This window comes from Actinomadura sp. B10D3, from assembly GCF_039871695.1.
In the GTDB taxonomy this organism is placed as follows: Bacteria; Actinomycetota; Actinomycetes; order Streptosporangiales; family Streptosporangiaceae; genus Spirillospora; species Spirillospora madurae.
The window spans coordinates 190,185-216,972 of sequence record NZ_JBDPLY010000008.1 but is presented as its reverse complement, the minus strand read 5'-3'; the positions used below and the strand labels follow the sequence as shown (position 1 = coordinate 216,972).

The 26,788-nt window shown below is 73.0% G+C and carries 9 protein-coding genes; 2 read left to right on the top strand and 7 right to left on the bottom strand.

The features are described 5' to 3' along the window. Positions 1-21: 21 nt before the first annotated feature. The gene (locus tag ABGB11_RS15665; protein ID WP_347633234.1) at positions 22-1,005 is read right to left on the bottom strand and encodes an ABC transporter ATP-binding protein; all 984 of its coding nucleotides are present in this window, start codon (positions 1,003-1,005) and stop codon (positions 22-24) included. Positions 1,006-1,314: 309 nt separating this feature from the next. Between ABGB11_RS15665 and ABGB11_RS15660 the strand changes: the two genes are divergently transcribed. Beyond that, complete coding sequence (locus ABGB11_RS15660; protein WP_347633232.1) at positions 1,315-2,391, top strand: S1 family peptidase; 1,077 nt, start codon at positions 1,315-1,317, stop codon at positions 2,389-2,391. 300 nt (positions 2,392-2,691) lie between these two features. Continuing rightward, the gene (locus ABGB11_RS15655; RefSeq protein ID WP_347633230.1) at positions 2,692-3,747 is read left to right on the top strand and encodes a S1 family peptidase; all 1,056 of its coding nucleotides are present in this window, start codon (positions 2,692-2,694) and stop codon (positions 3,745-3,747) included. A 67-nt stretch (positions 3,748-3,814) separates the two neighbouring features. Here the strand turns inward: ABGB11_RS15655 and ABGB11_RS15650 are convergent, their stop codons facing one another. Genes ABGB11_RS15650 through ABGB11_RS15625 form a run of 6 tightly spaced genes read right to left on the bottom strand, consistent with a single transcriptional unit; the run spans position 3,815 to position 26,539 of the window. Next, positions 3,815-4,552 (bottom strand): alpha/beta fold hydrolase, encoded by a 738-nt coding sequence (locus ABGB11_RS15650; protein ID WP_347633228.1) that lies wholly within the window; start codon positions 4,550-4,552, stop codon positions 3,815-3,817. After that, on the bottom strand, positions 4,549-5,211 hold the full coding sequence (locus tag ABGB11_RS15645) for a GNAT family N-acetyltransferase (protein WP_347633226.1): 663 nt from the start codon (positions 5,209-5,211) through the stop codon (positions 4,549-4,551). The genes ABGB11_RS15650 and ABGB11_RS15645 overlap by 4 nt, the downstream gene beginning before the upstream one ends. After that, on the bottom strand, positions 5,204-5,413 hold the full coding sequence (locus ABGB11_RS15640; protein WP_347633224.1) for an MbtH family protein: 210 nt from the start codon (positions 5,411-5,413) through the stop codon (positions 5,204-5,206). Before ABGB11_RS15640 ends, ABGB11_RS15645 begins: the two co-directional genes overlap by 8 nt. Positions 5,414-5,427: 14 nt before the next feature. Then, positions 5,428-9,369: an amino acid adenylation domain-containing protein gene (locus ABGB11_RS15635; protein WP_347633222.1), complete on the bottom strand. Its 3,942-nt coding sequence runs from the start codon at positions 9,367-9,369 to the stop codon at positions 5,428-5,430. Beyond that, positions 9,366-17,048 (bottom strand): amino acid adenylation domain-containing protein, encoded by a 7,683-nt coding sequence (locus tag ABGB11_RS15630; RefSeq protein WP_347633220.1) that lies wholly within the window; start codon positions 17,046-17,048, stop codon positions 9,366-9,368. The genes ABGB11_RS15635 and ABGB11_RS15630 overlap by 4 nt, the downstream gene beginning before the upstream one ends. After that, positions 17,045-26,539 carry an amino acid adenylation domain-containing protein gene (locus ABGB11_RS15625; RefSeq protein WP_347633218.1) on the bottom strand — a complete coding sequence of 3,165 codons (9,495 nt, stop codon included), beginning with the start codon at positions 26,537-26,539 and terminating at the stop codon, positions 17,045-17,047. The genes ABGB11_RS15630 and ABGB11_RS15625 overlap by 4 nt, the downstream gene beginning before the upstream one ends. Between the last annotated feature and the right edge of the window lie 249 nt (positions 26,540-26,788).

Sequence of the window (26,788 nt, the reverse complement as noted above, 5' to 3'; positions counted from 1 at the left end):
CGGTCCGGCGTCACCCTCCGGTCACCGGCGGCCGGTGACGAGGGCGTCCCAGTCGGTGAGCCAGTCGTTGCCCGCGTCGTCGACGAACGACCCCGGCGGCGGGGTGACCCCGTGCTCGCGCAGCCACCCGCCGGGGCGCCGCATCGAGGGCCGCAGCCGCCCGTCGCTCGGCATCAGCTGCGGAGGGATCGGCGCCGGCTTCGGCGGCGGCCCCTGCGGCTCGGCCGCGGCGTCGGCGACGTCCTTCTCCTCGGCCATGCCGATCGGCCCCTGGCGGCGGGCGTTGAAGAACTGGTCGACGGCCGGGTGCGGGCTGGACAGCACCATCTCCCGGGGCCCGAACATCACCAGGCCGCGGCGGAACAGCAGGCCGAGGTTGTCCGGCAGCACGCGCGCGGTGCTGATGTCGTGCGTGACGATGAGGAAGGTGGCGCCGAGTTCGGTGTTGAGGTCGACGAACAGCTGGTTGAGGTAGGCGGTGCGGACGGGATCCAGCCCGGAGTCCGGCTCGTCCGCCAGGATGATCTCGGGGTCCAGCACGAGGGCGCGGGCGAGCCCGGCGCGCTTCTTCATCCCGCCGGAGATCTCGCCGGGCAGCTTGTCCTCCGCGCCGGTGAGCCCGACCATCTCCATCTTCTCCAGCACGATGCGCCGGATCTCCGCCTCGCCCTTCTTCGTGTGCTCGCGCAGGGGGAAGGCGATGTTGTCGTAGATGTTCATGGAGCCGAACAGGGCGCCGTCCTGGAACAGCACCCCGAACTGCCGGCGCAGCTCGTAGAGGTCGTGCTCGCGCAGCCGCGGGACGTCGCCGCCGCCGACGTAGACGTGGCCCCGGTCGGGACGCAGCAGCCCGATCAGGTTCTTGAGGAACACCGACTTCCCGGTTCCGGACGGCCCGAGCAGGGCGGAGATCTCGCCCGCCGGGATGGTGAAGGACACGTCCTCCCAGATGACCTGCCGCCCGAACGACTTCCTGAGCCCTTCCACCCGGATCTCGACACCCATGGGAACTCCCGAGCCGGGGGAACCGGGGGCGGGGGATCCGCGTCGTATGTCCGGCCCCCCCGTCGCCTCCGACTCTACGTCCGGGACGCCGCGCCGAGGAGACCCGTTGGACCTACCGTCCAGGCACAGATCGGGCTAAACGGGTGATCCTGCCCTAGTTTCGGGCACGCATCGCGCACCCATTGTGACAAGCCGTACCGGGACGTTTAGTCACTTTCTCGCCTTACGCCGACGTTCAGGATTCTTCCAGCATGTCCCGTGACCTCCGGCGCACCAACACGGGTGCGCCCAATCCCCCCTGGAGGCACAGTGAAGATCCGTTCCACCCGCATCGGCGGCGCCGCCGCGGCCGTCACCGTGGCGGCGTCGGGGCTGCTGGCGACCGCCCTGGTCGCCGGTCCCGCCGATGCGTCCCTCGACGCGCCCACCGGGCGCGTCACCACCCTGTCCGACACCGGCGGGGTGGCCGCGAAGCTGGCGCGGCAGCTCGGTGGCCGCAGCGCCGGCGCCTACGTGGACCAGGCCACCCAGAACCTGGTGGTCACGGTGACCGACGCGAGGGCCGCCCAGGCGGTCCGCGCCGCCGGGGCCGTGCCCAAGACCGTCACGCGCAGCGGCACCGACCTGAAGAAGGTCATGTCGGCGCTCAAGCGCGAGGCGACCGTCCCGGGCACCGCCTGGGCCGTCGACCCGGCGAACAACCAGGTCGTCCTCACCATGGACAGCACCGTCAAGGGCGCCAAGCTCAAGAAGGTGCAGGCCGCCGCCGCCAAGCAGGGCGCGGCCGTCCGGACCAAGAGGGTCGCGGGCGCGTTCCGCATGTTCGCCGCCGGTGGCGACCCCATCTACACCGGCAGCGCCCGCTGCTCGCTCGGCTTCAACGTCAAGAAGGGGAGCGAGTTCTTCTTCCTGACGGCCGGGCACTGCACCGAGGCGGGCTCGACGTGGACCGACGAGTCGGGAGCGACGCTCGGCAGCAACGCCGGCAGCAGCTTCCCCGGCAACGACTACGGCATCGTCAAGTACGACTCCGCCCCGGCCGACTCCCAGGGCGGCGTCACCGTCAACGGGCAGTTCCAGGACATCACCGGAGCCGCCGAGGCCACGGTCGGGCAGACCGTGACCCGCAGCGGCAGCACCACCGGCGTCCACGACGGCGCGGTCACCGCGCTGAACCAGACGGTGAACTACGCGGAGGGCACCGTCAGCGGTCTGATCCAGACGACGGTGTGCGCCGAACCGGGTGACAGCGGTGGCCCGCTGTTCGCCGGGTCCAGCGCGCTCGGGCTGACGTCCGGCGGCAGCGGCAACTGCTCGTCCGGCGGCGTCACGTTCTTCCAGCCCGTGACCGAGCCGCTGTCGGAGTTCGGAGTCGAGGTCTACTGACCCCGGACCCGCAAGGGTGACCTGACGGCCCGCCGGAGCTCCCAGGCGGCGGGACGCCTCGATGCCCGGCCCCGGTCCCTCGACCGCCCCCGGCGAGGGACCGGGGCCGAACCTTGTTCTGTTCCAGGCCGTACTGGCCGGTACCCCTCGACTGACCACGGCGGACGCTCCGAGCCTGCCAATGGCTTCGTCCCGAATTGGTCACCTTCTGCGTCTTACGCGCACCTTGACCGTTCTTACACCATGTCGGTGACCTCCGGTGCACCACTCGGGTGCGCCCAATCCCCCGTGGAGGCACAAGTGAAGATCCGTCACAGGCGCGTCGGCGCCGCGGCCGTGACCACGGCGGCGGCAGGCCTGGTGGCCGCCGCCCTCGCCACCGCTCCCAGCGCGTCCGCGGCTCCGGCCGCACCCGCCGCTCCCTCCGCCCCCGGAACCGTGGCGGCGAAGCTCGCCCACCAGCTCGGCTCCAGCACCGCCGGCTCCTACCTCAAGGGCGGCACGCTGGTGGTCACGGTGACCGACGCGAAGGCCGCCCAGGCGGTCCGCGCCGCCGGCGCCGTGCCCAAGACCGTCACGCGCAGCGGCACCGACCTGAAGAAGGTCATGTCGGCGCTCAAGCGCGAGGCGACCGTCCCGGGCACCGCCTGGGCCGTCGACCCGGCGAACAACCAGGTCGTCCTCACCATGGACAGCACCGTCAAGGGCGCCAAGCTCAAGAAGGTGCAGGCCGCCGCCGCCAAGCAGGGCGCGGCCGTCCGCACGGAGAGGGTCGCCGGGTCGTTCCGGACGTTCACCCTCGGCGGCGAGGCCATCTACACCGGTGGCGCCCGCTGCTCGCTGGGCTTCAACGTCCGGAGCGGAAGCACGTACTACTTCGTCACCGCCGGGCACTGCACCAACATCGGCACCACCTGGACCGACGGGTCCGGGCGGACGCTCGGCCGCACCGTCGCCAGCAGCTTCCCCGGCAACGACTACGGCGTGGTGCAGTACACCTCGACCCCGACCGACACCGCGGGCGCCGTCCAGCTGTACAGCGGCTCCCGCAACATCACCGGCTCCGCGAACGCCACGGTCGGGCAGACCGTGTACCGCAGCGGCAGCACCACCGGCCTGCACAACGGCCGGGTGACGGCGCTCAACCAGACCGTGAACTACGCGGAGGGCACCGTCAGCGGCCTGATCCGCACCACGGTCTGCGCGGAGCCGGGCGACAGCGGCGGCTCGCTGTTCGCCGGGTCCACCGCGCTCGGCCTGACCTCGGGCGGCAGCGGCAACTGCACCTGGGGCGGGACGACGTTCTTCCAGCCCGTCACCGAGGTGCTGAACCGCTACGGGCTCAGCGTCTACTGATCAAGGAGGCTCCCATGAGCGGCGGGCCGTCCCCACACGGACTCCGTGGGGGCGGCCCGCCCGGGCGTCAGCCGAGCGCCGGGACCTCCAGCGCGCGGTGGATCTCGCCGATCACGGCCGGCCGCTGCTCGGCGAGGTAGAAGTGGCCGCCCGGGAGCACCTTCAGCGCGAACCGCCCGCCGGTGACCTGCTCCCAGCCGCGGGCCTGGTCGGGGGTGACCTGCGGGTCGCAGTCCCCGACGATCGCGGTGACCGGGACCGCCAGCCGCGTCCCGTCCCGGTGGGCGTAGTTCTCGATCAGCGCGAAGTCGTTGCGGACGTACGGGAGGACGAGCTCGCGCAGCTCCGGGTCCCGCAGCGCCTCGGCGTCGGTGCCGCCGAGTTTGATCATCTCGGCGACGACGCCGTCGTCGTCCTGGTCCGCGACGCGCTCGTCGCCGCGGTCGTGCGGCGGCCGGGCGCCGGAGGCGAACACGTGCGCGGGCGCGCTGCCCCGCTCCTGCAGCAGCCGCGCCACCTCGTAGGCGAGGACGGCGCCCATGCTGTGCCCGAAGATCGCGGCGGGACGGTCCATCAGCGGGGCCATCGCCCCCGCGATGAGCCGGGCGAGCTGGTGCGCGTCGGTGACGAGCGCGTCCGCCATCCGGTCGGCGCGCCCCGGGTACTGGACGGCGTGCAGCTCGACGGCCGGGCTGACCTCCTTGGCCCACGTCCGGTAGAACACCGCCGACCCGCCCGCGTGCGGAAGGCAGAACAGCCGCAGCGACGCCCACGGCCGCGTCTCGGGGCAGCGGAACCAGGTCACGTGATCAACTCCTCCTCCTCGTGGCGGCGGGTCGCCACGCGCGGGTCGTGCGGGAGCGGCCACGGCGCGACCCGCGGGTCCGGGACGAGCTTCGGCGCGGTGCTCTCCGCCGCCACCTTAAAGCCCCGGCGCCGGTAGGTGGCGATCGCGTTCGGGTGGTCGAGGCTGCTGGTGCGCAGCCACACCCGGGACGCGGGCCCGGAGTCCACCGCCCACAGCTCCCCGCGCTGCCAGGCGCGGCGGGTGCACTGCTCGACGAGGTAGCCGCCGTACCCGCGGCCGACGAACGCGGGCGTGAGCCCGACCAGATGGATCTCGGTGTCGCCGCCCGGCTGCGCCTCGATCTCGAAGAAGCCGGCGACCGTCCCCTCGGCCATCGCGATCCAGGTGGACAGCTCGGGACGCTCCACCCAGGCGCGCCACTGCGCGTGCGTCCAGGGGAAGCGGTCCGTCCAGCAGACGCGGGCGCCGACCGCCGCGTACAGGGCGCGGCTTACGTCGGCGGACGGCACGCCCGCCAGGGTGAAGGTCATCTCGACGCCCGGCAGCGGAGCGGGACGCAGGTCGGCGGCGTCCCGCATCTCCATCTCCCACTCGATGACGGCGGGGATCTCCAGAGCGGCGCCTTCCGGAGGCGAGGCCCGGCCCCCTTCAGTCACCCATCGCCTCGATGAGGCTCTTCGGCCGCATGTCGGTCCAGTGCTCGTTGATGTAGTCGAGGCACGCCTGGCGGGTGTCCTCGCCCTTGGCCACCGTCCATCCGTCCGGGACCTCGGCGAAGGACGGCCAGAGCGAGTGCTGGTTCTCGCCGTTGACGAGGACGACGTAGGTGCCGTCCGGGTCTTCGAAGGGGTTCGTCATCTGCGTCGTCCCTTTCAGTGCGTGCTGTGCAGCTTGTCGAGCTTGGCGGACAGGACGGCGCCCATCTCGGCGGCCGGGCGCGGCTCCATGAGCAGGTGGTGGTCGGCGTCGAGCGGGCAGTCCTCGATCTCGCCGTCCACGAGCGGCCCCCAGTTGGACCGCCCCGTCGGCGAGGCAGCGGTGCGGCCCCGCGTGGCGGTGAAGAACAGGACGTCGCCGCGGAACCGTCCCGGCCGGTACCTCTCGGCCTGGCGGAGCCCGCTCTCGTAGCTGCGGTAGACGTTGACCAGGTCGTCCTCGCCGAGGGTGGCGAGGGCGTCGTCGCGTTCGGCGAGGACCGCCATGATCTGCGCCATGTCCGGGTTGCCGTCCTCGGCGACCATCGTCGCGTCGATGCCGATCGACTCCAGCAGCTCGGGGAGGATCTCGCGCCGCTCGGATTCGAGGTCCTGGCCGTGGTAGGCGTCGATGATGGCGAGCAGGCCGACCCGCTCCCCGGCGGCCTGGAGCCGGACCGCCATCTCGTAGGCGACGAGCCCGCCGAGGGACCAGCCCGCGAGGTGGTACGGGCCGGCCGGCTGGACGGTCCGGATCCGCTCCACGTAGTCGCGCGCCATCTCCTCCACGGAGCCGGCCGGCTCGTCCCGCGTGAACGCGCGGTTCTGGAGCCCGTAGGCCGGCTGGTCGGGGCCGAGGTGCCGCTGGAGCTGCAGGTAGCTCCAGGCCAGCCCGCCGGCGGGATGGACGAAGAAGACCGGCGGCCGGGTCCCGGACGTGCGGATCGGCAGCAGCACCTCGAAACCGAGCCGGTCCCCCGGCTCGCCGGCCCTGGCGAGCGCCTCGACCGTCTGGTGGGTGAACACGTCGCGCGGGGTGAGCTCGATGCCGGCGTTCCGGGCGCGGGCGGCGAGCTTGAGCGCGGCGATGCTGTCGCCGCCGAGGTCGAAGAAGCTGGCGTCGGCGCCGACGCGGTCGAGGCCGAGGACGTCCGCGGCGATCGCGCAGAGCCGCTCCTCGGCGGGGGTGCGGGGGGCGCGTCCGGCGGCGGCCTCCTCGCGGTCGGGCGCGGGGAGGGCGCGCCGGTCGAGCTTGCCGTTCGGCCCGACGGGGAAGGTGTCCAGCCGGACGAACGCGGCGGGCACCATGTACTCGGGCAGCTTCCGCGCGACGAACTCGCGCAGACCTTCCACCGTGGGCTGTGCACCGGCGGGTGGCGGGCCGCCCTCCTCGGAGGCCAGGTCCGGGGCGATGATGTAGGCGACGAGGGTCTTGACGCCCGGGGTGTCCTCGCGGGCGAGAACGGCGACGTTCGCGACGGCCGGGTGGGCGGCGACGGCGGCCTCGATCTCGCCCAGCTCGATCCGGAAGCCCCGGACCTTGACCTGGGAGTCGGCGCGGTCGACGTAGTCGAGGCTGCCGTCCGGCCGCCATCGGACGAGATCGCCGGTCCGGTACATGCGGTCGCCGGGCGCGCCGAACGGGTCGGCGACGTACCGCTCCGCGGTGAGCGACGGCCGCCGCAGGTAGCCCCGGCCGACCCCGGCGCCGGCGATGTACGCCTCACCGACCACGCCGGGCGGGACGGGCCGCAGTCCCTGGTCGAGGACGTACATGCGCATGTCCCCGAAGGGGCGGCCGAGGGCGGGCGCCGTCTCGGACGGGTCGCCGAGCGGCTCCCGCTGCTCGGCGAGGGTGGTGTACGTGGTCGCCTCGGTCGGCCCGTACATGTTGCAGACCTCGGTGTCCGGGCACGCGGCGAGGACCTTGCGCATCGCGGCCGGCGAGCCCGCCTCCCCGCCGGTCAGCACCTCGCGGAGCCCGGCGAACGCGTGCGGCCGCTCGTCCGCGACGAGGTTGAACAGCGTGGTGGTGAGGAACAGCCCGGTGAGGTCCTCCGCCGCGATGATCTCTCCGAGGGCCTCGCCGTCCAGTGGCCCGGGCGGGGCGACGACGGCCGTCCCGCCGCGCAGCAGCGGCGTCCACATCTCGTAGGTCGAGGCGTCGAAGGCGTGCGGCGAGTGGACGAGCACCCGGTCGTGCGCCCCGTTCCCGAGCCGTTCGTCGGTGGCGAGGTCGACCGCGTCGCGGTGCGAGACCATGACGCCCTTGGGTGTCCCGGTCGAGCCGGAGGTGAAGAACACGCAGGCGAGCTGCTCCGGACGGCACTCGATGCCCGGGTCGGTGGCGGGCTGCGCGGCGATCCGCGGGTCGTCGTCCACGACCACGATCCGCGCGGACGTGCCGAGGCCGGCGGCGCGGTCGCGCATGGGCGAGTCGACGAGCAGGACGGGCGCTCCGACCTCGGCGACAGCCCACGCCATCCGCTCGGGCGGGTAGCCGGGGTGGATCGGCGCGTACGCCCCGCCCGCCTTGAGGATCGCGAGCGTCGCCACGATGGTTTCGGCGGATCTGTCCAGCAGCACCGCGACGGGCGTCTCCGGGCCGACTCCGAGGCGGAGGAGAAGGTGCGCCAGCCGGTTCGCGCGCGCGTCCAGCTCGGCGTAGCCGAGGGACTCGCCGGCCGCGCGGACGGCGACGGCGTCCGGTGTCCTCGCCGCCTGCGCGGCGAAGCGGGCCGTGAGGGTGCCGGGGCGGCGGGCCGTGGCGGGGCCCTGCCAGTCGCGGAGGACCTTGGCGCGCTCGTCCTCGTCCAGCACGTCGATGCGGCCGAGGGGGAGGTCGGGGCGGTGGGCGATGGCGTCGAGGATGCGGGTGAGGCGGCGCATCAGGCGGGCCGCGCCGGCTTCGCCGCAGAAGTCGGCGCGGTGGTCGATGCGCAGGGACAGCCCCCGGCCCGGGACGGCGGCGAAGGTCAGCGGGTAGTGGGACGCGTCGTAGCCGTCGACGTCGTGGAGGGAGAGGCCGCCGAGGTCGGTTCCCGCGGCGTCCGGGTCGAAGGGGTAGTTCTCCAGGACGGTCATCGTGTCGAACAGGGTCCCGGTGCCGGTGAGCCGCTGGATGTCGGACAGGCCGAGGTGGTGGTGCTGCATCAGCGCGGCCTGCTCGTCCTGGAGGCGGGTCAGCGCGTCCGCGACGGTGTCGGCGGGACGGACGCGGACCCGGATCGGCAGCGTGTTGATGAACAGGCCGATCATCTGCTCGACGCCCGGGAGTTCGGGCGGCCGGCCGGAGACGGCGGCGCCGAACACCACGTCGGTCGAGCCGGTGAGGCGGCCGAGCAGCGTCCCCCAGGCGAGTTGCAGGACGGTGTTGAGGGTGACGCCCTGGGCGCGGGCTCGGGCGTTGAGCGCCGAGGTGAGCTCTTCGGTGAGGCGGGTCCGGACGCGCCCCGGGGCGCCGCTGCCCGGGTCGCCCGCGCCGGGGGCCACGAGGGTGGGTTCGTGGACGCCGTCGAGGGCGCGGCGCCAGGCGTCCTCCGCGGCGGCGCGGTCCTGCTGCGCGAGCCAGGCGAGGTAGCTCTTGTACGGGGCGACGCGCGGCATCCCGGTGTCGTCGCCTTTGGCGAGGTACAGCGCGAACAGTTCGGTCTGCAGGACGGGCGTGGACCAGCCGTCCAGCAGGATGTGGTGGTTGGTGAACACCATGCGGTGCAGGCCGTCCGCCAGCTTGACGAGCAGGAAGCGCAGCAGCGGCGGTCTCGCCATGTCGAACGGCCGGGCGCGCTCGGCGTCGGCCAGGTCCCGGGCCCTGGTCTCGCGCTCGGCCTCGGGCAGGGCGGACAGGTCCTCCTCCCGCCACGGCAGGCGGACCGTCCGGTGGACGACCTGGACGGGCGAGCCCTCCTTGCGCTGCCGGAAGCCGGCGCGCAGGTTGGCGTGCCGGCGCAGGAGGGTCGTAGCGGCGGCGCGCAGCGCGTCCACGTCGAGGGGGCCGCGCAGGTCGAACACGATCTGGGCGGTGTAGACGTCGTGGCCGGAGTCGTAGAGGGCGTGGAAGAACAGGCCCTGCTGTAGCGGGGACAGCGGGAGGATGTCCTCAAGCTGCGACGTGCTCACTCCAGCTCCCATTCGCCGTCGAGCTCGGCGGCGAGCTCGTCGATCTCCTCCTGGCTGACGTCGACCAGGGACAGGTCGGACGGGGTGAACCCGCCGACCGGCCCTTCGGCCGCGCCGCCGGTCACGTGCGCGACCAGGCCGCGCAGCGCCGCGTACCAGCGGCCGGCGAGGTCCTCGATCGCGGCGTCGTCGAACAGGCGGCCCGCCCACGTCCACGTCGCGGACAGCTCGGGGCCGTCCGGCAGGTCGCGGGTGTGCGCGTTGACCTCGATGGCGTGGACGAGGCCGAGCGCGTCGTCCTGGCCGGGGCCGAGGGCGGCGCCGTCGGCCTGGTCGGCGGGGCCCCAGTCGGTGGCCTCGGGCGCGGCGGAGCGGCCGAGGTAGTTGAACGCGATCTGCGGAGGCCGGCCGGGGCGGACGGCCTGGCCGAGGTAGCGGAGGAGCCCGTAGCCGATGCCGTTGTCGGGGATCTCGCGGAGTTGCTCCTTCACCCGCTTGAGGGCGGTGCCGACGGCCTGGCCGCCGTCGCGGACGTCGGCGGGGTCGACCCAGCCGGCGTCCAGGCGGACCGGGTGGATCGAGGTGAACCAGCCCGCGGTGCGGGACAGGTCGACACCGGGGACGATCTCCTCGCGGCCGTGCCCTTCGAGGTCGACCAGGACGGCCGTCTCGTCGGTGACGCCGCGGTCGCGCCGCCATTCGGCGACGGCGAGGGCGAGGCCGGTGAGCAGCACGTCGTTGGCCCGCCCGTGGAACGCGGCGGGGACGTCGGTGAGCAGCGGCCCGGTGACGTCGGCGGGCAGGTCGAGCGTGAGGTGCCGCGCCGTCCCGAACGTGTCGGCCGCGGGGTCCAGCGGGCGGGCGCCGAGGACCGGGTCAGGGGTGGCGAGGACGTCGTCCCAGAGCGGCGGCTCGGCCGCGCGCGCGGGGTCGGACGCCTCGGCGGCGAGGCGCTGCGCCCACCGGCGGAACGAGGTCGGCACGGGGTCGAGGTCTCCCCCGGCCCAGGCGGTGACGAGGTCCGGTAGGAGGATCCGCCAGGACACGCCGTCCACGGCCAGGTGGTGGAGGATCAGGAGAAGGCGCCCGGACTCGGCCGGACCGGCATCGAACCAGACGAGCTGCGCCATCGTCCCGGCGGCCGGGTCGAGGCGGCGGCGGGCCTCCTCCGCCTCGTCGGCGAGGACGGCCCGCAGGGACTCGGCGTCGAGGCCCGCGACGTCCACCCGGCGGACGAGCGCGGCGGCGTCGACGGTTCCCGGCTCGGTGACCTCGAAGTCGGTGCCGTCGACGCGGAGCCGGAGCATGTCGTGGTGGTCCAGGAGGGTCTGGAGCGCGACGGCCAGCCTGCCGGTGCCGAGGTCCGGCGGGACCTGGAGCAGGACCCGCTGGCTGTACCCGGCGACGGGGCCGTGGAGCTCCTGGAACCAGCGCATGATCGGGGTGGCCGGGATCCGGCCGATCCCCGCCCCGGGCGGTTCCGCTTCGATCCGCTCGCCTTGGCCGGCCGGTGTGGCGGTCGCGGCCAGTTCCTCGACGGTCTGATGCTGGAACACATCGCGCGGTGTGATGACCAGGCCCGCCTGGCGGGCCCGGGAGACCAACTGGATGGCGATGATCGAATCACCGCCCAGATCGAAGAACCCGTCATCGACCCCGACCCGCTCCAGGCCGAGCACCTCGGCGAACAACCCCGCGAGGGTCTCCTCTTCGGGAGTGCGGGGGGCGCGGGACGACACCTTGGCGGTGAAGTCGGGATCGGGCAGCGCCCTGCGATCCAGCTTCCCGTTCGCGGTGAGCGGCAGGGCGTCCAGCTCGACAACGGCCGCGGGAACCATGTGGGCGGGCAGCGAGCGTCCGGCGAAGCGGCGAAGGTCGGCGGTGTCGACCCCGTCGGCGACGACGTAGGCGATGAGCCGGTCGTCCCGGACGATCACGGCGGCGTCCCGGACGGTCTCGTGCCTGGTCAGGACCGACTCGATCTCACCCGGCTCGATCCGGAAACCGCGCAACTGAACCTGCTGGTCGACACGGCCCAGATATTCGAGACGGCCGTCCTTCAGCCAACGGCCGAGATCGCCCGTCCGATACATACGCGTCCCGGGCTCACCGTGCGGGTCGGCGACGAACCGTTCCGCTGACAGGCCAGGACGGTTCAGATAGCCCCGCGCCAGGCCCGCGCCAGCCACATACAGCTCACCGGCGACACCAGGGGGAACGGGCTGGAGGCGCCCATCGAGAACATAGACCCGCAGGTCGGGAATGCCGACACCGATGACACTGCCGGGCGCTGTGGCGGCTTGGACGCGGTCGAGCGCGAGGTAGGAGACGTGCACCGTCGTTTCGGTGATCCCGTACATGTTGACCAGCGTCGGAGCATCCTCCCCATGCCGGGAGTACCAGTCCTCCAACCGACCCAGATCCAGCGCCTCACCACCGAACACCACGTACCGCAACGCCAGATCAGCACCCGGGCGCTCTCGATCGGCCGCCATCAACTGATAGAACGCCGACGGCGTCTGGTTCAGGACCGTGACCCGCTCCCGCTCCAGAAGAGCAAGGAAGTCTTCCGGAGAACGAGACGTCAAGTACGGAACGACCACCAGTCGACCGCCGTACAGCAGCGACCCCCACAGCTCCCACACCGAGAAATCGAACGCGTAAGAGTGGAACAACGTCCACACATCATCCGACCCGAAACCGAACCACCCCTCCGTAGAGCGCAACAGCCGCACCACGTTCTGATGCGCAACCACCACACCCTTAGGACGCCCCGTCGAACCCGACGTGTAGATGACGTACGCCGGATGCTCCGGAGAGATGTCAAGACCAAGGTTCGTGTCGTCGAAGCCGGTCGCGTCGAGGTCTTCTGGGCCAAGGGTCAGAACCGGCTCAGCGTCCCGCACCATGTAGGCGATCCGATCCTCCGGATAGTCCGGATCGATCGGCACATACGCCGCACCCGCCTTCAACACCGCCAGGATCGCCACCACCAGATCCACCGAACGCGGCAACGCCAACGCAACAAACCGCTCCGGACCCACACCCCGCGCGACCAACCGCCGCGCAAGACGATTCGCCCTCCCATTCACCTCCGCATACGTCCACGACACACCCTCGAACGACACCGCCACCGCATCCGGACGAACCAACACCTGCGCCTCGAACAACGCCGGAATCGTCCCCCGCTCCCCGGCGGGCGCGTCGCCACCGGCCCAACGGCGCAGGAGGGTGCGGCGCTCGGTCCGGTCGAGGATCTCGGCGGCCGTGACCGGCGCGTCCGGGTCGGCGACGAGCTCGCGGACGAGGCGCTCGAAGCGCTCCGCGATCGTCTGCGCGGTGCCGGGGTCGAAGAGGTCGAGGGCGTATTCGAGACCGGCCTCGATCCCGCCGGGCGCCCCGTCGTCGCCGTGCCGTTCCTCTAGGTAGAGGGACAGGTCGTACTTGGCCACGCCCGCCGTGAGGGGTTCGGCGCCGCCGGTGAGGCCGTCCATTTCCAGCCGTGCCCCGGGGTTGTTCTGGAAGGACAGGACGACCTGGAACAGCGGGTGCCGCGCCATCGACCGCGCCGGGTTCAGGACCTCCACGAGCCGCTCGAACGGCAGATCCTGGTGCGCGTACGCGGCGAGGTCGGTCGCCTTCACCCGCGCGATCAGCTCGCGGAACGTCGGGTCACCGGAGGTGTCGGTGCGCAGGACGAGCATGTTCACGAACATGCCGACCAGGTCATCCAGGGCCTCGTCGGTGCGGCCCGCGATGGGAGCGCCGATCGGCACGTCCGTCCCGGCGCCGAGCCGGGTGAGCAGGGCCGCGTAGGCGGCCTGCATGACCATGAACAGGCTCGCGCCGCTTTCACGGGCCAGGGCCAGCAGCCCGGCGTGCAGGTCGGCGTCCAGGTCGAAGGCGTGCGTTCCGCCCCGGTAGGTCGCCTCGGCCGGACGCGGCCGGTCGGCCGGAAGCGCCAGCTCCTCCGGCAGCCCGCCCAGCGCGTCCCGCCAGTAGGCGATCTGCTTGGAGATCAGGCTGTCCGGGTCGTCCTCCGAACCGAACAGTTCGCGCTGCCACAGCGTGTAGTCGGCGTACTGGACCGGCAGCGGCGCCCACTGCGGCGCCCGGCCTTCCGCGCGGGCCGCGTAGGCGAGGACCACGTCGCGGGCGAGCGGCGCCATCGACCAGCCGTCCGCCGCGATGTGGTGCAGGACGAGCACGAGGACGTGCGTGTCGTCGCCGAGCGCGAAGAGCCGCGCCCGCAGCGGCGGCTCCACCGACAGGTCGAAGCCCTGCCCGGCGGCCGCGGCGAGCGCCGCCGGCAGCGCGTCCTCGCCGGTCTCGGTGACGTCGAGGCGGGGGCAAGCGTCCGCCGGGTCGAGCACGAGCTGCCGGGCGCTGCCCGTCCCGTCCGGGAAGATCGTGCGGAGCGACTCGTGCCGGGCGACGACGTCGGCGAGCGCCGCCCGCAGCGCGTCCAGGTCGAGCGCCCCGGTGAGGCGCAGCGCGACCGGCATGTTGAACGTCGCCGACGCGCCCTCGAACCGGTTGAGGAACCAGAGCCGCTGCTGCGCGTACGACAGCGGGACGACGTCGGGGCGCTCGGCCGGAACGAGCGGCGGGCGGACGTCGCCTGCCGCGTCCGCGAGGCGTCCGGCGAGGCCGGCGGGGGTAGGCGCCTCGAACAGCGCCCGGACGGGCAGCTCGGCGCCCAGCGCGGACCGAATCCTGCTGACGAGCCGGGTCGCGGTGAGCGAGTCGCCGCCGAGGTCGAAGAACCCGTCGTCCACGCCCACCCGTGGCACGCCGAGGACCTCGGCGAACAGCCCGCAGAGGATCTCCTCCTGCGGCGAGCGGGGCGCCCGGGCGGCGGGCGTGGCCGCGTCGGGGGCGGGCAGCGCGGACCGGTCCAGCTTGCCGTTGACGGTGAGCGGCAGGGCGTCCAGGACGGTGAGGGCCGGGACCATGAAGTCGGGGAGCCGCTCGGCCGCGTACCGGCGGACGGCGGCGACGTCGACGCCGGGCCCGGCGAGGTAGGCGGCGAGGCGCCGGTCCCCGGGCCGGTCCTCGCGAACGATCACGGCGGCCTGCGCGACCCCGGGGCATCCGGCGAGGACGCTCTCGATCTCGCCCGGCTCGACCCGGTAGCCCCGGATCTTGACCTGGTCGTCGGTGCGGCCGAGGTACTCGATCGTCCCGTCCGGGCGCCATCGGGCCAGGTCGCCGGTGCGGTACATACGGTCGCCGGGGGCGCCGAACGGGTCGGCGACGAACCGCTCGGCGGACAGGCCCGGCCGGTCGAGGTACCCGCGAGCGAGCTGGGCCCCGGCCAGGTACAGCTCCCCGGGGACGCCGGGCGGGACGGGCTGGAGCGCCGGGTCCAGCACGTACGCGCGGGTGTTGCGCTGGGGGGCGCCGACGGCCGGGCGCTCGCTGCGCGCGACCACCTGGTTCATCGTGTCGATCGTCGACTCGGTCGGCCCGTAGAGGTTGCGGGTGGTGAGCCCGGGGATCGCGCGGAGTTCGGCCCACAGGCTCTCGCCGATGGCCTCGCCGCCGAGGAGCAGGTGTGCGGGCAGGTGCCTGCCGTCGTCGTCCAGGAGGCCCGCTTCGCGGAGGGACGTGAAGTGCGACGGGGTGGTGTTCACCAGGTCGATCCGCTCGCGCGCCACGTACGCCGTGTACGCGTCCACGTCGCGGCGGGTCTCGTCGTCGATGAGGTGCAGCTCGTGGCCGTACATCATCCACAGCAGGCCCATCCAGGACGTGTCGAACGAGAACGACGCCAGATGGGCGAACCGCATCCTGCGCCCGCCGGCGGCCTCGATCGCCGGATCGATGAACGTGTCGCGGTGCGCCTCGAAGTAGTTGAGCAGTCCCGCGTGTGGAATCGTCACGCCCTTGGGCCGCCCGGTGGACCCCGACGTGTAGATGACGTACAGGCTGTTCGCCGCCCGCAGGGGCCGCACCCGCTCAGCGTCGGACGGGTCGTGCGCGGGCCGCCCGGCGGTGTCCGGGAAGTCGTCGGCCGTGATGGAGAGTGCCGGGCGGCAGTCGTCCAGCATGTAGGCGATGCGCTCGGACGGGTACTCCGGGTCGATCGGCACGTAGGCCGCACCCGCCTTGAGGACGCCCAGGATCGCGACGACGATGTCGGGAGTGCGCGGGAGGACGAGCGCGACGCGGTCCTCGGGGCCGATGCCCCGGGCGATGAGCTCGTGGGCGAGGCGGTTGGCGCGCTCGTTCAGGTCGGCGTAGGTCAGGCGCGTGTCGCTGCAGACGAGGGCGATGTCGGACGGGGTGCGGGCGGCCTGGGACTCGAAGAGGGCCGGGAGGCTCCCCTCCGGGACGTCGGCGGCGGTGTCGTTCCAGGCGGCAAGGGCCGCGCGTTCGGCGTCGCCGGCGAGGCCGACGCCGCCGATCGGGCGGCCGGCGTCTTCGGCGAACGCCTCCAGGAAACGCCGGACGCGGGCCAGCAGGGACTCGACGACCGGGTGTTCGAAGACGTCGGGCCGGTAGTGCAGGCGGAGCGACAGCCTCTCGCCGGGCACGGCCACGAACGACAGGGGGAAGTGGGTCGCGTCGTAGGAGTCGGCCTCGATGATGCGGACGCCGTTGAGGGACCCGTCCATCGAGGACGGGTCGAACGGGTAGTTCTCCAGCACCGTCATCGTGTCGAACAGCGCACCGCCGTGGCCCGCCGCGCGCTGGATGTCGGTGAGGCCGAGATGGTGGTGGGCGAGCAGCTCGGTCTGCTCGTCCTGGAGCCGCTCCATCAGCGTGCCGAGCGTCTCGTCCGGGCGGTACCGGACGCGGACCGGCAGCGTGTTGATGAACAGCCCGATCATCTGCTCGATGCCGGGCAGCTCGGGCGGGCGGCCGGACACGGTCGCGCCGAACACGACGTCGCTCGTCCCGAGGAGGCGCCCGAGGACGATGCCCCACGCGCCCTGCAGGACGGTGCTCAGCGTGACGCCGTGGCGGCGGGCCACGCGGGTGAGGCGGCGCGTGGTGCGCCCGTCCAGCTCGGTGACGGTCCGCTCGGGGCGTTCGGGGGCGCGGGCGGCGGCCTCGGGGGCGACGAGGCTCGGTTCCTCCACGCCGTCGAGAGCGCGGCGCCACGCCTCCTCGGCGGCGGCCCGGTCCTGCCGCGCGAGCCACGCCAGGTAGTCCTTGTACGGGGTGACGCGCGGCATCCCCGTGTCGTGACCGCCCTGCATGTAGAGCAGGAACAGCTCGGTCGCGAGGATCGGCGTGGACCACCCGTCCAGCAGGATGTGGTGGTTGGTGAGGACGAGCCTGAACCGCTCCGGCCCCATCCGGACGAGCACGAACCGCAGCAGCGGCGGCGAGGTCATGTCGAAGCCGCGCGCCCGCTCCCGCGCGACGACGGCGTCCGCCTCGGCGCCGGACGCGGTGATCTCCTCCCACGGTAGCTCGACCGTGCGCGGGACGACCTGGACGGGACGCGACAGGTCCTCGTGCCAGAACGCGGCGCGCAGGTTGGCGTGCCGCCGCAGGAGCGTCCCGGCGGCGGTCCGCAGCGCGGCGGTGTCCAGCGGCCCCTCAAGGTCGAGGGCGATCTGCGCGGTGTACACGTCGCCGTCGCCGGAGTCGAACAGGGCGTGGAAGAAGAACCCCTGCTGGAGCGGTGACAGCGGCAGGATGTCTTCGAGATCACCCCGGTTCACCACTTCTGCCTCCACGCGGTCTGCAGCCTGTCGATCTCGCCCTGGTCCAGGTCGACGAGCAGGTCCGACGGGGTGAAGCCGCCGGCCGCGCCGTCGGTGACGTCCGCGACCAGGGCGCGCAGCGCCGCGAACCAGCCCTCGGCCAGTTCCCGGACGTCGCCGGGGTCGAGCAGCCCGCCCGGCCACGTCCAGGTCGCCGACAGCTCGGGCCCGCCGGGCAGGTCGCGGGCGAGGGCGTTGATCTCCAGGACGTGCGCCATCGGCATGCGCGGGTCCTCGCCGGCGGGCAGCTCCTCGGCGGCGAGGGTCCAGTCGCCGCCCTCGTCGCCGCCGTCGACGCGGCCGAGGTAGTTGAACGCGATCTGCGCGGGCGGGGCCTCGGCCAGTTCCGCGTCGGCGTCGAGGTACCGCAGCAGCCCGTAGCCGAGGGCGTCCGGGACCGCCCTGAGCTGCTCCTTGACCTTCTTGACGGCGGCACCGCCGGTCGCGGTGCCCGCGTCCAGCCGGACGGGGTGGATCGAGGTGAACCAGCCGGCCGTGCGGGAGACGTCGGCGCCGGGGACGACGGCGTCGCGGCCGTGCCCTTCGAGGTCGACGAGGACGCCGGTGCCGCGCCCGCCGTGCCGCCTGCGCCTCTGGCCGAGAGCGACGGCGAGGCCGGTGAGCAGCACGTCGTTGACCCGCCCGTGGAAGGCCGCGGGGACGTCGGTGAGCAGCGGCCCGGTGACGTCCGCGGGCAGGTCGAGGGTGAGCGAGCGGGCGCGGGCCGCGACGTCCGTGCGCGGGTCCAGCGGGCGGTGCGCGAGGTTCGCCGGCGGGCCGTCGACGATGTCGAGCCAGTCCTCCACCTGGTCCGCGCTCCGCTCGACGGCCGCGAGCTTCTGCGCCCAGCGGCGGAACGACGTCCCCACGGGCTGGAGCTCTCCCCCGGCCCAGGCGGTGACGAGGTCGGGCAGGAGGATCCGCCAGGACACGCCGTCCACGACGAGGTGGTGGAGGACGGCGAGGAGGCGCCCCTGCTCCAGGCCCGCGTCGAACCAGACGAGCTGCGCGACCGCTCCGGAGGACGGGTCGAGGCGGTCGCGGGCGGCGGCGGCCTGCTCGGCGATGACGGTGGAGAGCTTGTCGGCGTCCAGACCCGCGACGTCGACGCGGGTGACCAGGTCCCGCGCATCGGACGAGCCCGGCGGGCGGACGACCGGCTGCCAGTGCCCGCCGTCCACGTCCAGGCGGAGCCGGAGCATGTCGTGGTGGTCCAGGAGGGTCTGGAAGGCGGCGGTGAGCCGCTCGATCCCGAGGTCGGGCGGGGTGCGCAGCAGCATCGACTGGTGGAAGCGCCGGATCAGCGACGCGTCGCCGCCGACCCGCTCGCGAAGCCAGGCGACGATCGGGGTGACCGGGACGGGCCCGACACCGGCGCCGGGCGGTTCCGTCTCGATCCGCTCGTTTTCGCCGACCGGTGTGGCGGTCGCGGCCAGTTCCTCGACGGTCTGATGCTGGAACACATCGCGCGGTGTGATGACCAGGCCCGCTTGGCGGGCCCGGGAGACCAACTGGATGGCGATGATCGAATCACCGCCCAGATCGAAGAACCCGTCATCGACCCCGACCCGCTCCAGGCCGAGCACCTCGGCGAACAACCCCGCGAGGGTCTCCTCCTCGGCAGTGCGCGGGGCGCGGGACGACACCTTGGCGGTGAAGTCGAGATCGGGCAGCGCCCTGCGATCCAGCTTCCCGTTCGCGGTGAGCGGCAGGGCGTCCAACTCAACAACGGCCGCGGGAACCATGTGGCTGGGCAGATGCTCGCCCGCATGGCGGCGCAGCTCGGACGAGTCGACGTCGTTGCCCACCACATAGGCGATGAGCCGGTCGTCCCGAACGATGACGGCAGCACCGTGGACGGTCTCGTGCCTGGTCAGGACCGACTCGATCTCACCCGGCTCGATCCGGAAACCGCGCAACTGAACCTGCTGATCGGCACGGCCCAGATATTCGAGACGGCCGTCCTTCAGCCAACGGCCGAGGTCACCCGTCCGATACATACGAGTCCCGGGCTCACCGTGCGGGTCGGCGACGAACCGTTCCGCTGACAGGCCAGGACGGTTCAGATAGCCCCGCGCCAGGCCCGCGCCAGCCACATACAGCTCACCGGCGACACCGGGCGCGACCGGCTGGAGACGGTCGTCCAGGACGTAGATGCGCAGGTCGGGGATGCCGACACCGATCACGCTGCCAGGTGCGGTCGCCGCGTAGGCGCGGTCGAGCGCGAGGTAGGAGACGTGCACCGTCGTTTCGGTGATCCCGTACATGTTGACCAGCGTCGGAGCATCCTCCCCATGCCGGGAGTACCAGTCCTCCAACCGACCCAGATCCAGCGCCTCACCACCGAACACCACGTACCGCAACGCCAGATCAGCACCCGGGCGCTCTCGATCGGCCGCCATCAACTGATAGAACGCCGACGGCGTCTGGTTCAGGACCGTGACCCGCTCCCGCTCCAGAAGAGCAAGGAAGTCTTCCGGAGAACGAGACGTCAAGTACGGAACGACCACCAGTCGACCGCCGTACAGCAGCGACCCCCACAGCTCCCACACCGAGAAATCGAACGCGTAAGAGTGGAACAACGTCCACACATCATCCGACCCGAAACCGAACCACCCCTCCGTAGAGCGCAACAGCCGCACCACGTTCTGATGCGCAACCACCACACCCTTAGGACGCCCCGTCGAACCCGACGTGTAGATGACGTACGCCGGATGCTCCGGAGAGATGTCAAGACCAAGGTTCGTGTCGTCGAAGCCGGTCGCGTCGAGGTCTTCTGGGCCAAGGGTCAGAACCGGCTCAGCGTCCCGCACCATGTAGGCGATCCGATCCTCCGGATAGTCCGGATCGATCGGCACATACGCCGCACCCGCCTTCAACACCGCCAGGATCGCCACCACCAGATCCACCGAACGCGGCAACGCCAACGCAACAAACCGCTCCGGACCCACACCCCGCGCGACCAACCGCCGCGCAAGACGATTCGCCCTCCCATTCACCTCCGCATACGTCCACGACACACCCTCGAACGACACCGCCACCGCATCCGGACGAACCAACACCTGCGCCTCGAACAACGCCGGAATCGTCCCCCGCTCCCCGGCGGGCGCGTCGCCACCGGCCCATTCACCGAGGATCAGGGACCGCTCCTCCGGCGCCAGTACGTCGGCGGACCCGATGGGCGCGTCCGGGTCGGCGAGGAGCGCCGCGAGGTACCGCTCGAAACGCTCGATGAGGCGCTGCGCGGTGGACGGGTCGTAGAGGTCGAGCGCGTACTCCAGCTCGCCGTCGAGCCCGTCCTCCCGCTCGGTGAGGATCATGAGCAGGTCGAACCGGGACACGCCCGCGCTCAGCGGCTCCGGCTCGGCACTGAAGCCGGGCATCTCCAGCCGTGCCCCGGGATTGTTCTGGAAGGTGAGCCCGATCTGGAACAGCGGGTGGCGGGCCAGGTGGCGTGGGGGGTTGAGCACCTCGACGAGCCGCTCGAACGGGACGTCCTGGTGCGCGTACGCGGCGAGGCCGGTCTCCCGGGCCCGCCCGACCAGTTCCCGGAACGTCGGGTCACCGGAGGTGTCGGTCCGGAAGACGAGCATGTTCACGAACATGCCGACCAGGTCGTCCAGGGCCTCGTCGGTGCGGCCCGCGATCGGCGAGCCGATCGGCACGTCCGTCCCGGCGCCGAGCCGGGTGAGCAGGGCGGCGAACGCGGCCTGGGCGACCATGAACGGGCTGGCCCCGGTCTCCTGCGCGATCTTCAGCAGGCCGGCGTGAACGTCCGCGCCCAGCCGGAACCGGGCCGTCCCGCCCCGGTAGGACGCCTCCGCCGGACGCGGCCGGTCGGCCGGAAGCGCCAGCTCCTCCGGCAGCCCGCCCAGCGCGTCCCGCCAGTAGGCGATCTGCTTGGAGATCAGGCTGTCCGGGTCGTCCTCCGAACCGAAGAGATCCTGCTGCCACAGCGTGTAGTCGGCGTACTGGACCGGCAGCGGCGCCCACTGCGGCGCGTGGCCCCCGGCCCGCGTGGCGTAGGCGGTGATGAAGTCGCGGGCCAGCGGCGCCATCGACCAGCCGTCGCCGCCGATGTGGTGCATGAGCAGCAGCACGACGTGCTCCCGCGGCCCGACCCGGAACAGGTGGGTGCGCAGCGGCGGCTCGGCGGAGATGTCGAAGGCGTACCCGGCGGCCATGGCGAGCCGCGCCGGCAGCTCCGCCTCGGTCGTCTCGGTGACCTCCAGCTCGGGCCGGGCGGCGGCCGGGTCCAGGATGAGCTGGCGGGGCACTCCCCCGGCGTCCGGCAGGATCGTGCGGAGCGACTCGTGCCGGGCGACGAGGTCGCCGACGGCGGCGCGGAGCGCGTCCGCGTCCAGCGGCCCGCGGATGCGCAGCGCGACCGGCATGTTGTAGGTCGCGGACGGCCCCTCGAACCGGCTGAGGAACCAGAGGCGCTGCTGCGCGTACGACGGCGGGATCACCTCGGGGCGGTCCCGCGGCTCCAGCGGCGGGCGCCCGGGTGAGGCGCCGCCGCCCAGCACCGCGGCGAGGCCCACCACGGTCGGGGCCTCGAACAGCGCGCGGACGGGCAGCTCGACGTCGAGCATGCGGCGGATCCGGCTGACGACCCGCATCGCGACGAGCGAGTTGCCGCCGAGCGCGAAGAAGTCGTCGTCGGCGCCGACCCGGTCCACGCCGAGCAGGTCGGCGAAGACGGCGGCGACGGCCCGCTCGGTATCCCCGGACGGGGCGCGGTAGTCGGTCGCCGGAACGATCGCCAGGTCCGGCTTCGGGAGCGCCTTGACGTCGACCTTGCCGTTCGGGGTCAGCGGCATCTCGTCCAGGACGACGATCGCGGCGGGCACCATCGACTCGGGCAGGCTCTCGCGGACGTGGGCGCGCAGCTCCTCGGGATCGGGCGTCATGCCGGGCGCCGCGACGACGTACGCGACGAGCCGCTTGTCCACCGGGCCGTCCTCGGCGGCCTCGACGCCGGGCAGATCCAGCCCCTCGACGGTGACCGTGCCGCCCGACGCGACGGCGGCCTCCAGCGTCCGCCGGAACAGGCCGGTGAGACGTTCGGCCGTGGCCCGGTCGAACAGGTCGAGCGCGTATTCGAGGGTTCCCGCGAACCCGCCCGAGCCGTCGGCGGCGTCCTCCAGGAGGAACTCCAGGTCGAACTTCGCGACGCCGGCGTCCACCGGCTCGACCGCGACGTCCAGGCCGGGCAGCTCGACGGACGCCTCGGGGTTGTTCTGCAGGGTCAGCATGACCTGGAAGAGCGGGTGCCGCGCCAGCGACCGGACCGGGTTGAGCACCTCGACGAGCCGCTCGAACGGGACGTCCTGGTGCGCGTAGGCGGCGAGGTCGGTCTCCCGGACGCGGGCGAGCAGCTCCGCGAACGAGGGGTCGCCGGAGGTGTCGGTCCGCAGCACCAGGGTGTTGACGAAGACGCCGACGAGGTCGTCCAGGGCTTCGTCGGTGCGGCCGGCGACGGGCGAGCCGATCGGCACGTCCGTCCCGGCGCCGAGCCGGGTGAGCAGGGCCGCGTAGGCGGCCTGCAGGACCATGAACACGCTGACCTGGTGGTCGCGGGCGAGCGTGCGCAGCCCCTCCGCCAGCTCCGCCGGGAGCTCGAAGGCGACCTGCCCGCCCCGGTAGGACGCGCGGTCGGGGCGCGGGCGGTCGTGCGGCAGCCTGATCTGGTCGGGCAGCCCGGCGAGGGCGTCCTTCCAGTAGGCGATCTGGCGCGCGGCGAGGCTGCCCGGGTCGTTCTCGTCGCCGAGCAGCTCGCGCTGCCAGAGCGCGTAGTCGGCGTACTGGACGCCGAGCGGCGCCCACCCGGGGGCGGCGCCGCCGCGGCGGGCCAGGTAGGCGGTGATGACGTCCCGGGCGAGCGGCGCCATCGACCAGCCGTCGCCGGCGATGTGATGCAGGACGATGAGGAGCAGATGCTCGTCCTCGCCCAGGCGGTAGAGGTGGGCGCGCACCGGGAGGTCGCTCGCGAGGTCGAAGCCGCGGGTGGCGTCCCTGAACAGCGCGCTCTGGAGGTCGTCGGGCTCGGTGACCTCCAGCCGCGGCTCGGCCTCGTCCGGCGCGAGGATCACCTGGTGCGGCTCGCCGTCGGCCTCGCCGAACAGGGTGCGGAGCGACTCGTGCCGGGCGACGACGTCGCGCAGCGCGTCCCGCATCGCGTCCCGGTCGACCGCGCCGGTGAGCCGCAGCGGGATCGGCAGGTTGTAGGTGGCGGTGGGCCCTTCGAGCCGGTTCAGGAACCAGAGCCGCTCCTGCGCGTGCGACACCGGCAGCGGCACGGGGCGTTCCGCCGCCCGCAGCGCGGGACGTTCCGCGGCGCCGGCGGACGCGATGTACTCGGCGAGGCCCGCGACCGTCGGCGCCTCGAACAGGGCCCGGACCGGGAGCTCCACGTTCAGCGCGGCGCGTGCGCGGGCGACGACGCGGGTCGCCTTCAGGGAGTCGCCGCCGTGGTCGAAGAACCCGTCGTCGACGCCGACGCGCTCCAGGCCGAGGACGCTCGCGAAGATCCCGCAGAGGATCTCCTCGCGGGCGTCGCGCGGCCCGCGGGCGGTGAGGCCGGTGGCGAAGTCCGGTTCGGGCAGCGCGGCCCGGTCGAGCTTGCCGTTCGGCGTGAGCGGCATGGCGTCCAGCACGACGATCGCGGACGGCACCATGTGGTCCGGCAGCGTCCGCGCGACGAACGCGCGCAGCTCGGCGGGACCGGCGGCGCCGACGACGTACCCCGCGAGGACGGTGTCGCCGACCGCGTCCCGGCGGGCGACGACCACGCTCTGCTTCACGGCGGGGTGGGCCGACAGCGCGGCCTCGATCTCCCCCAGCTCGATCCGGAAGCCGCGGACCTTCACCTGGTGGTCGAGGCGGCCCAGGTACTCGATGTGCCCGGCGCGGTTCCAGCGGACGAGGTCGCCCGTCCGGTACATCCGCTCGCCGGGTCCGCCGTACGGGCACGCGACGAACCGGTCCGCGGTCAGGCCGGGGCGGCGCAGGTAGCCGCGCGCCAGGCCGTCGCCCGCGACGTACAGCTCGCCCGGCACGCCGACCGGGACGGGCTTGAGCCGGTCGTCCAGCACGTAGGCGCGGGTGTTGGCCATCGGGCGGCCGATCGGCGCGTTCCCCTCGGCGTTGCCGTCGTCGTGCCAGCCGGTGACGAAGATCGTCGCCTCGGTGGGGCCGTAGATGTTGGAGATCCGGGCGTCCGGCAGCAGCGCCCGGAGGTCCCGGACGAGCTGCGGCGGCAGCGCCTCCCCGCCGAGCGCCACGTACTCGGCCTCCAGCCGGACCTGGGGGGACGCCCCCGCGGCGCCGGCGCCGTCCCGGCCGACGCGCGCCAGCAGCACCGCGACCACCGACGGGACGCCGCTGATCAGCGACCCGGACCAGCCGCCGCGCTCGGCGATCTCCAGCAGGTCGCGGACGACCTCGATCTCGCCGCCGACGGTGAGCGGCACCAGCCACTCGAACACCGACACGTCGAAGTTGAGGGACGTGGAGAACAGGACCCGCCGCATGCTGCCGGGCCCGTAGCGCTCCATCGACTCGGCGCAGAAGTCGACGAGGTTGGCGTGGGAGATGACGACGCCCTTGGGGCGGCCCGTCGAGCCGGACGTGTAGATGATGTACGCCGGGTTGGCGGGACGCAGCCGCCGGACCCGTTCGGCGTCGGTGACGTCCTTCTCGGAGAGCCCCTCGAATGAGAGCGCGTCGAGCTCGACGCGGGGCGTCCCGCCGGGCAGCGCGGCGCCGCCGGCGGTGATGACGCAGGCGGGGGCGGCGTCCTCCAGCATGTAGGCGATGCGGTCGGGCGGGTACGCCAGGTCGATCGGCTGGTATCCGGCGCCCGCCTTCAGCACGGCCAGCGCCGCCACGACCAGGTCGGCGCCGCGCGGCAGCGCGAGGGCGACGAAGTCCTCGGCGCCGACCCCGCGCCCGACCAGATGGCGGGCGAGGCGGTTCGCGCGGGCGTTCAGCTCGGCGTAGGTGAGCCGGGTACCGCGGTCGACGACGGCGGTGGCGTCCGGTGTCCGGGCGGCCTGCGCTTCGACCAGCTCGGGGACGACGGCCGGCTCGACGGGCACCGCCGTGTCGTTCCACTCGTCCAGGACGAGGGAGCGCTCGGCGTCGTCCAGCAGCTCGACCTCGCGGAGCGGGGTGGACGGGTCGGCGTCGCCGAGGGTGCGCAGGAACCGGACGTAGCGGTCCCGGTGCGTGGAGACCTCGTCCGCGGTGTAGAGGTCGGGGTGCGCCTCGAAGTCGATGCGCATGCCGGCGCCGTCGAAGTTGTCGTAGATGTTGATCGACAGGTCGTCGATCGGCCCGATCGTGATCGCGTGCATCTTCGCCGGCAGGCCCGCGAAGTCCAGCCGGTAGTCGAAGGCCATGACGTTGATGACGGGCCCGTAGAGGCGGCGGCGCTCGCCGAGGAGCTTCAGGTCGCGCAGCAGGTCCTCGCGCCGGTACCGCTGGTGGCGCAGGGCCCGCGCGGTCGCCCGCGTCACCGTGCGGACGAGGTCCTCCACCGTCATGTCCGGGCGGACGCGCACCCGCAGCGGCAGGATCGTGGCCAGCATCGCCGGGGTGTCCAGCGCCACCTGCGACGTGCGGCCGGTGACGGCGAGGCCGAGGATGACGTCCTCGGTGCCCGTCATCCGCGCCACGTACGCGGCGGTCGCGGCGATCGCGAGGCCCTGCGTGGCGGTGCGCAGCCGGCGGGCGCCCGCGGCCAGCCCGGCGGTCTCGTCCGGCGGGACGACCGTGACCAGGCTGAGGTAGTCCGCGGTCGGCTCGGCCATCTCCTCCGCGAGCGACACCGCGACCGGCTTGTCGGCGAACCGCTCGGTCCAGTAGGCGCGGTCTCGCTCGAACCTCTCCGACGCCCGGTAGGCCTCCTCGTCGGCCAGAACCTTCCGGTAGTCGCCGAGCTCGGCGGGGACGTACTCGCCGCCGTTCGCCAGCGACGTGTACACCTCGGCGGCGCGGCGGCTGATCAGCGAGCCGCTGTGGCCGTCCTGGATCACGTGGTGCGCGCGGATGAACCACCAGTGCCGGTCCGCGGACAGGCGCAGCAGGGCCGTGACGTACAGCCGGTCGGCGTCCAGCGGCAGCGGCGCCGCCATCCGCCCCCTGATCCACGCCCGCGCGGCGGCCTCCGGGTCGGGCTCGCCGGACAGGTCGACGAGCGGGATCGTCGCGGTCGCGTCCGGGTCCAGGATCTGGTGCGGCACGCCGTCCAGCTCGGCCAGCCGGGCGGTGAGGGCCGGCACCTCGTGGACGGCGCTGCGCGCCACCCGGTCGAACAGCTCGTGGTCGACCGGGCCTTCGATCTCGATGTACTGCGCGATGTGGATCGGCGTCTCGGGCGCCAGTTGCTGCGCGTACCAGACGCTCTTCTGGGCGGCCGAAAGAGGAACGTACTTGGTGGACATCAAGCGGCACTTTCGGGATCGCAGGGGACTCGCATTACGCCTGGCATCGGGACCGGCAAGGCGCCGGGATGCAGAAATTCAAAGAGAATGACCACAGAACTGACCGGGTTTCCCCGTCCCCTTTCACCCCGAGTCCCTTCCGGGTACGCGATCGGCCCGCGCGATCCCGGAGTCAACGCCCTGTGTTCCCGCCAATACGGAGCGCCGCCGCTTTCCGTACTCGACCGGACCCGCCCTCGACCCACGTCC

Excerpts from the sequence above, each read along its gene's own strand:
- ABGB11_RS15625 (WP_347633218.1), bottom strand. The coding sequence starts at position 26,539 with ATGTCCACCAAGTACGTTCCTCTTTCGGCCGCCCAGAAGAGCGTCTGG.
- ABGB11_RS15640 (WP_347633224.1), bottom strand. The coding sequence starts at position 5,413 with ATGACGAACCCCTTCGAAGACCCGGACGGCACCTACGTCGTCCTCGTC.
- ABGB11_RS15665 (WP_347633234.1), bottom strand. The coding sequence starts at position 1,005 with ATGGGTGTCGAGATCCGGGTGGAAGGGCTCAGGAAGTCGTTCGGGCGG.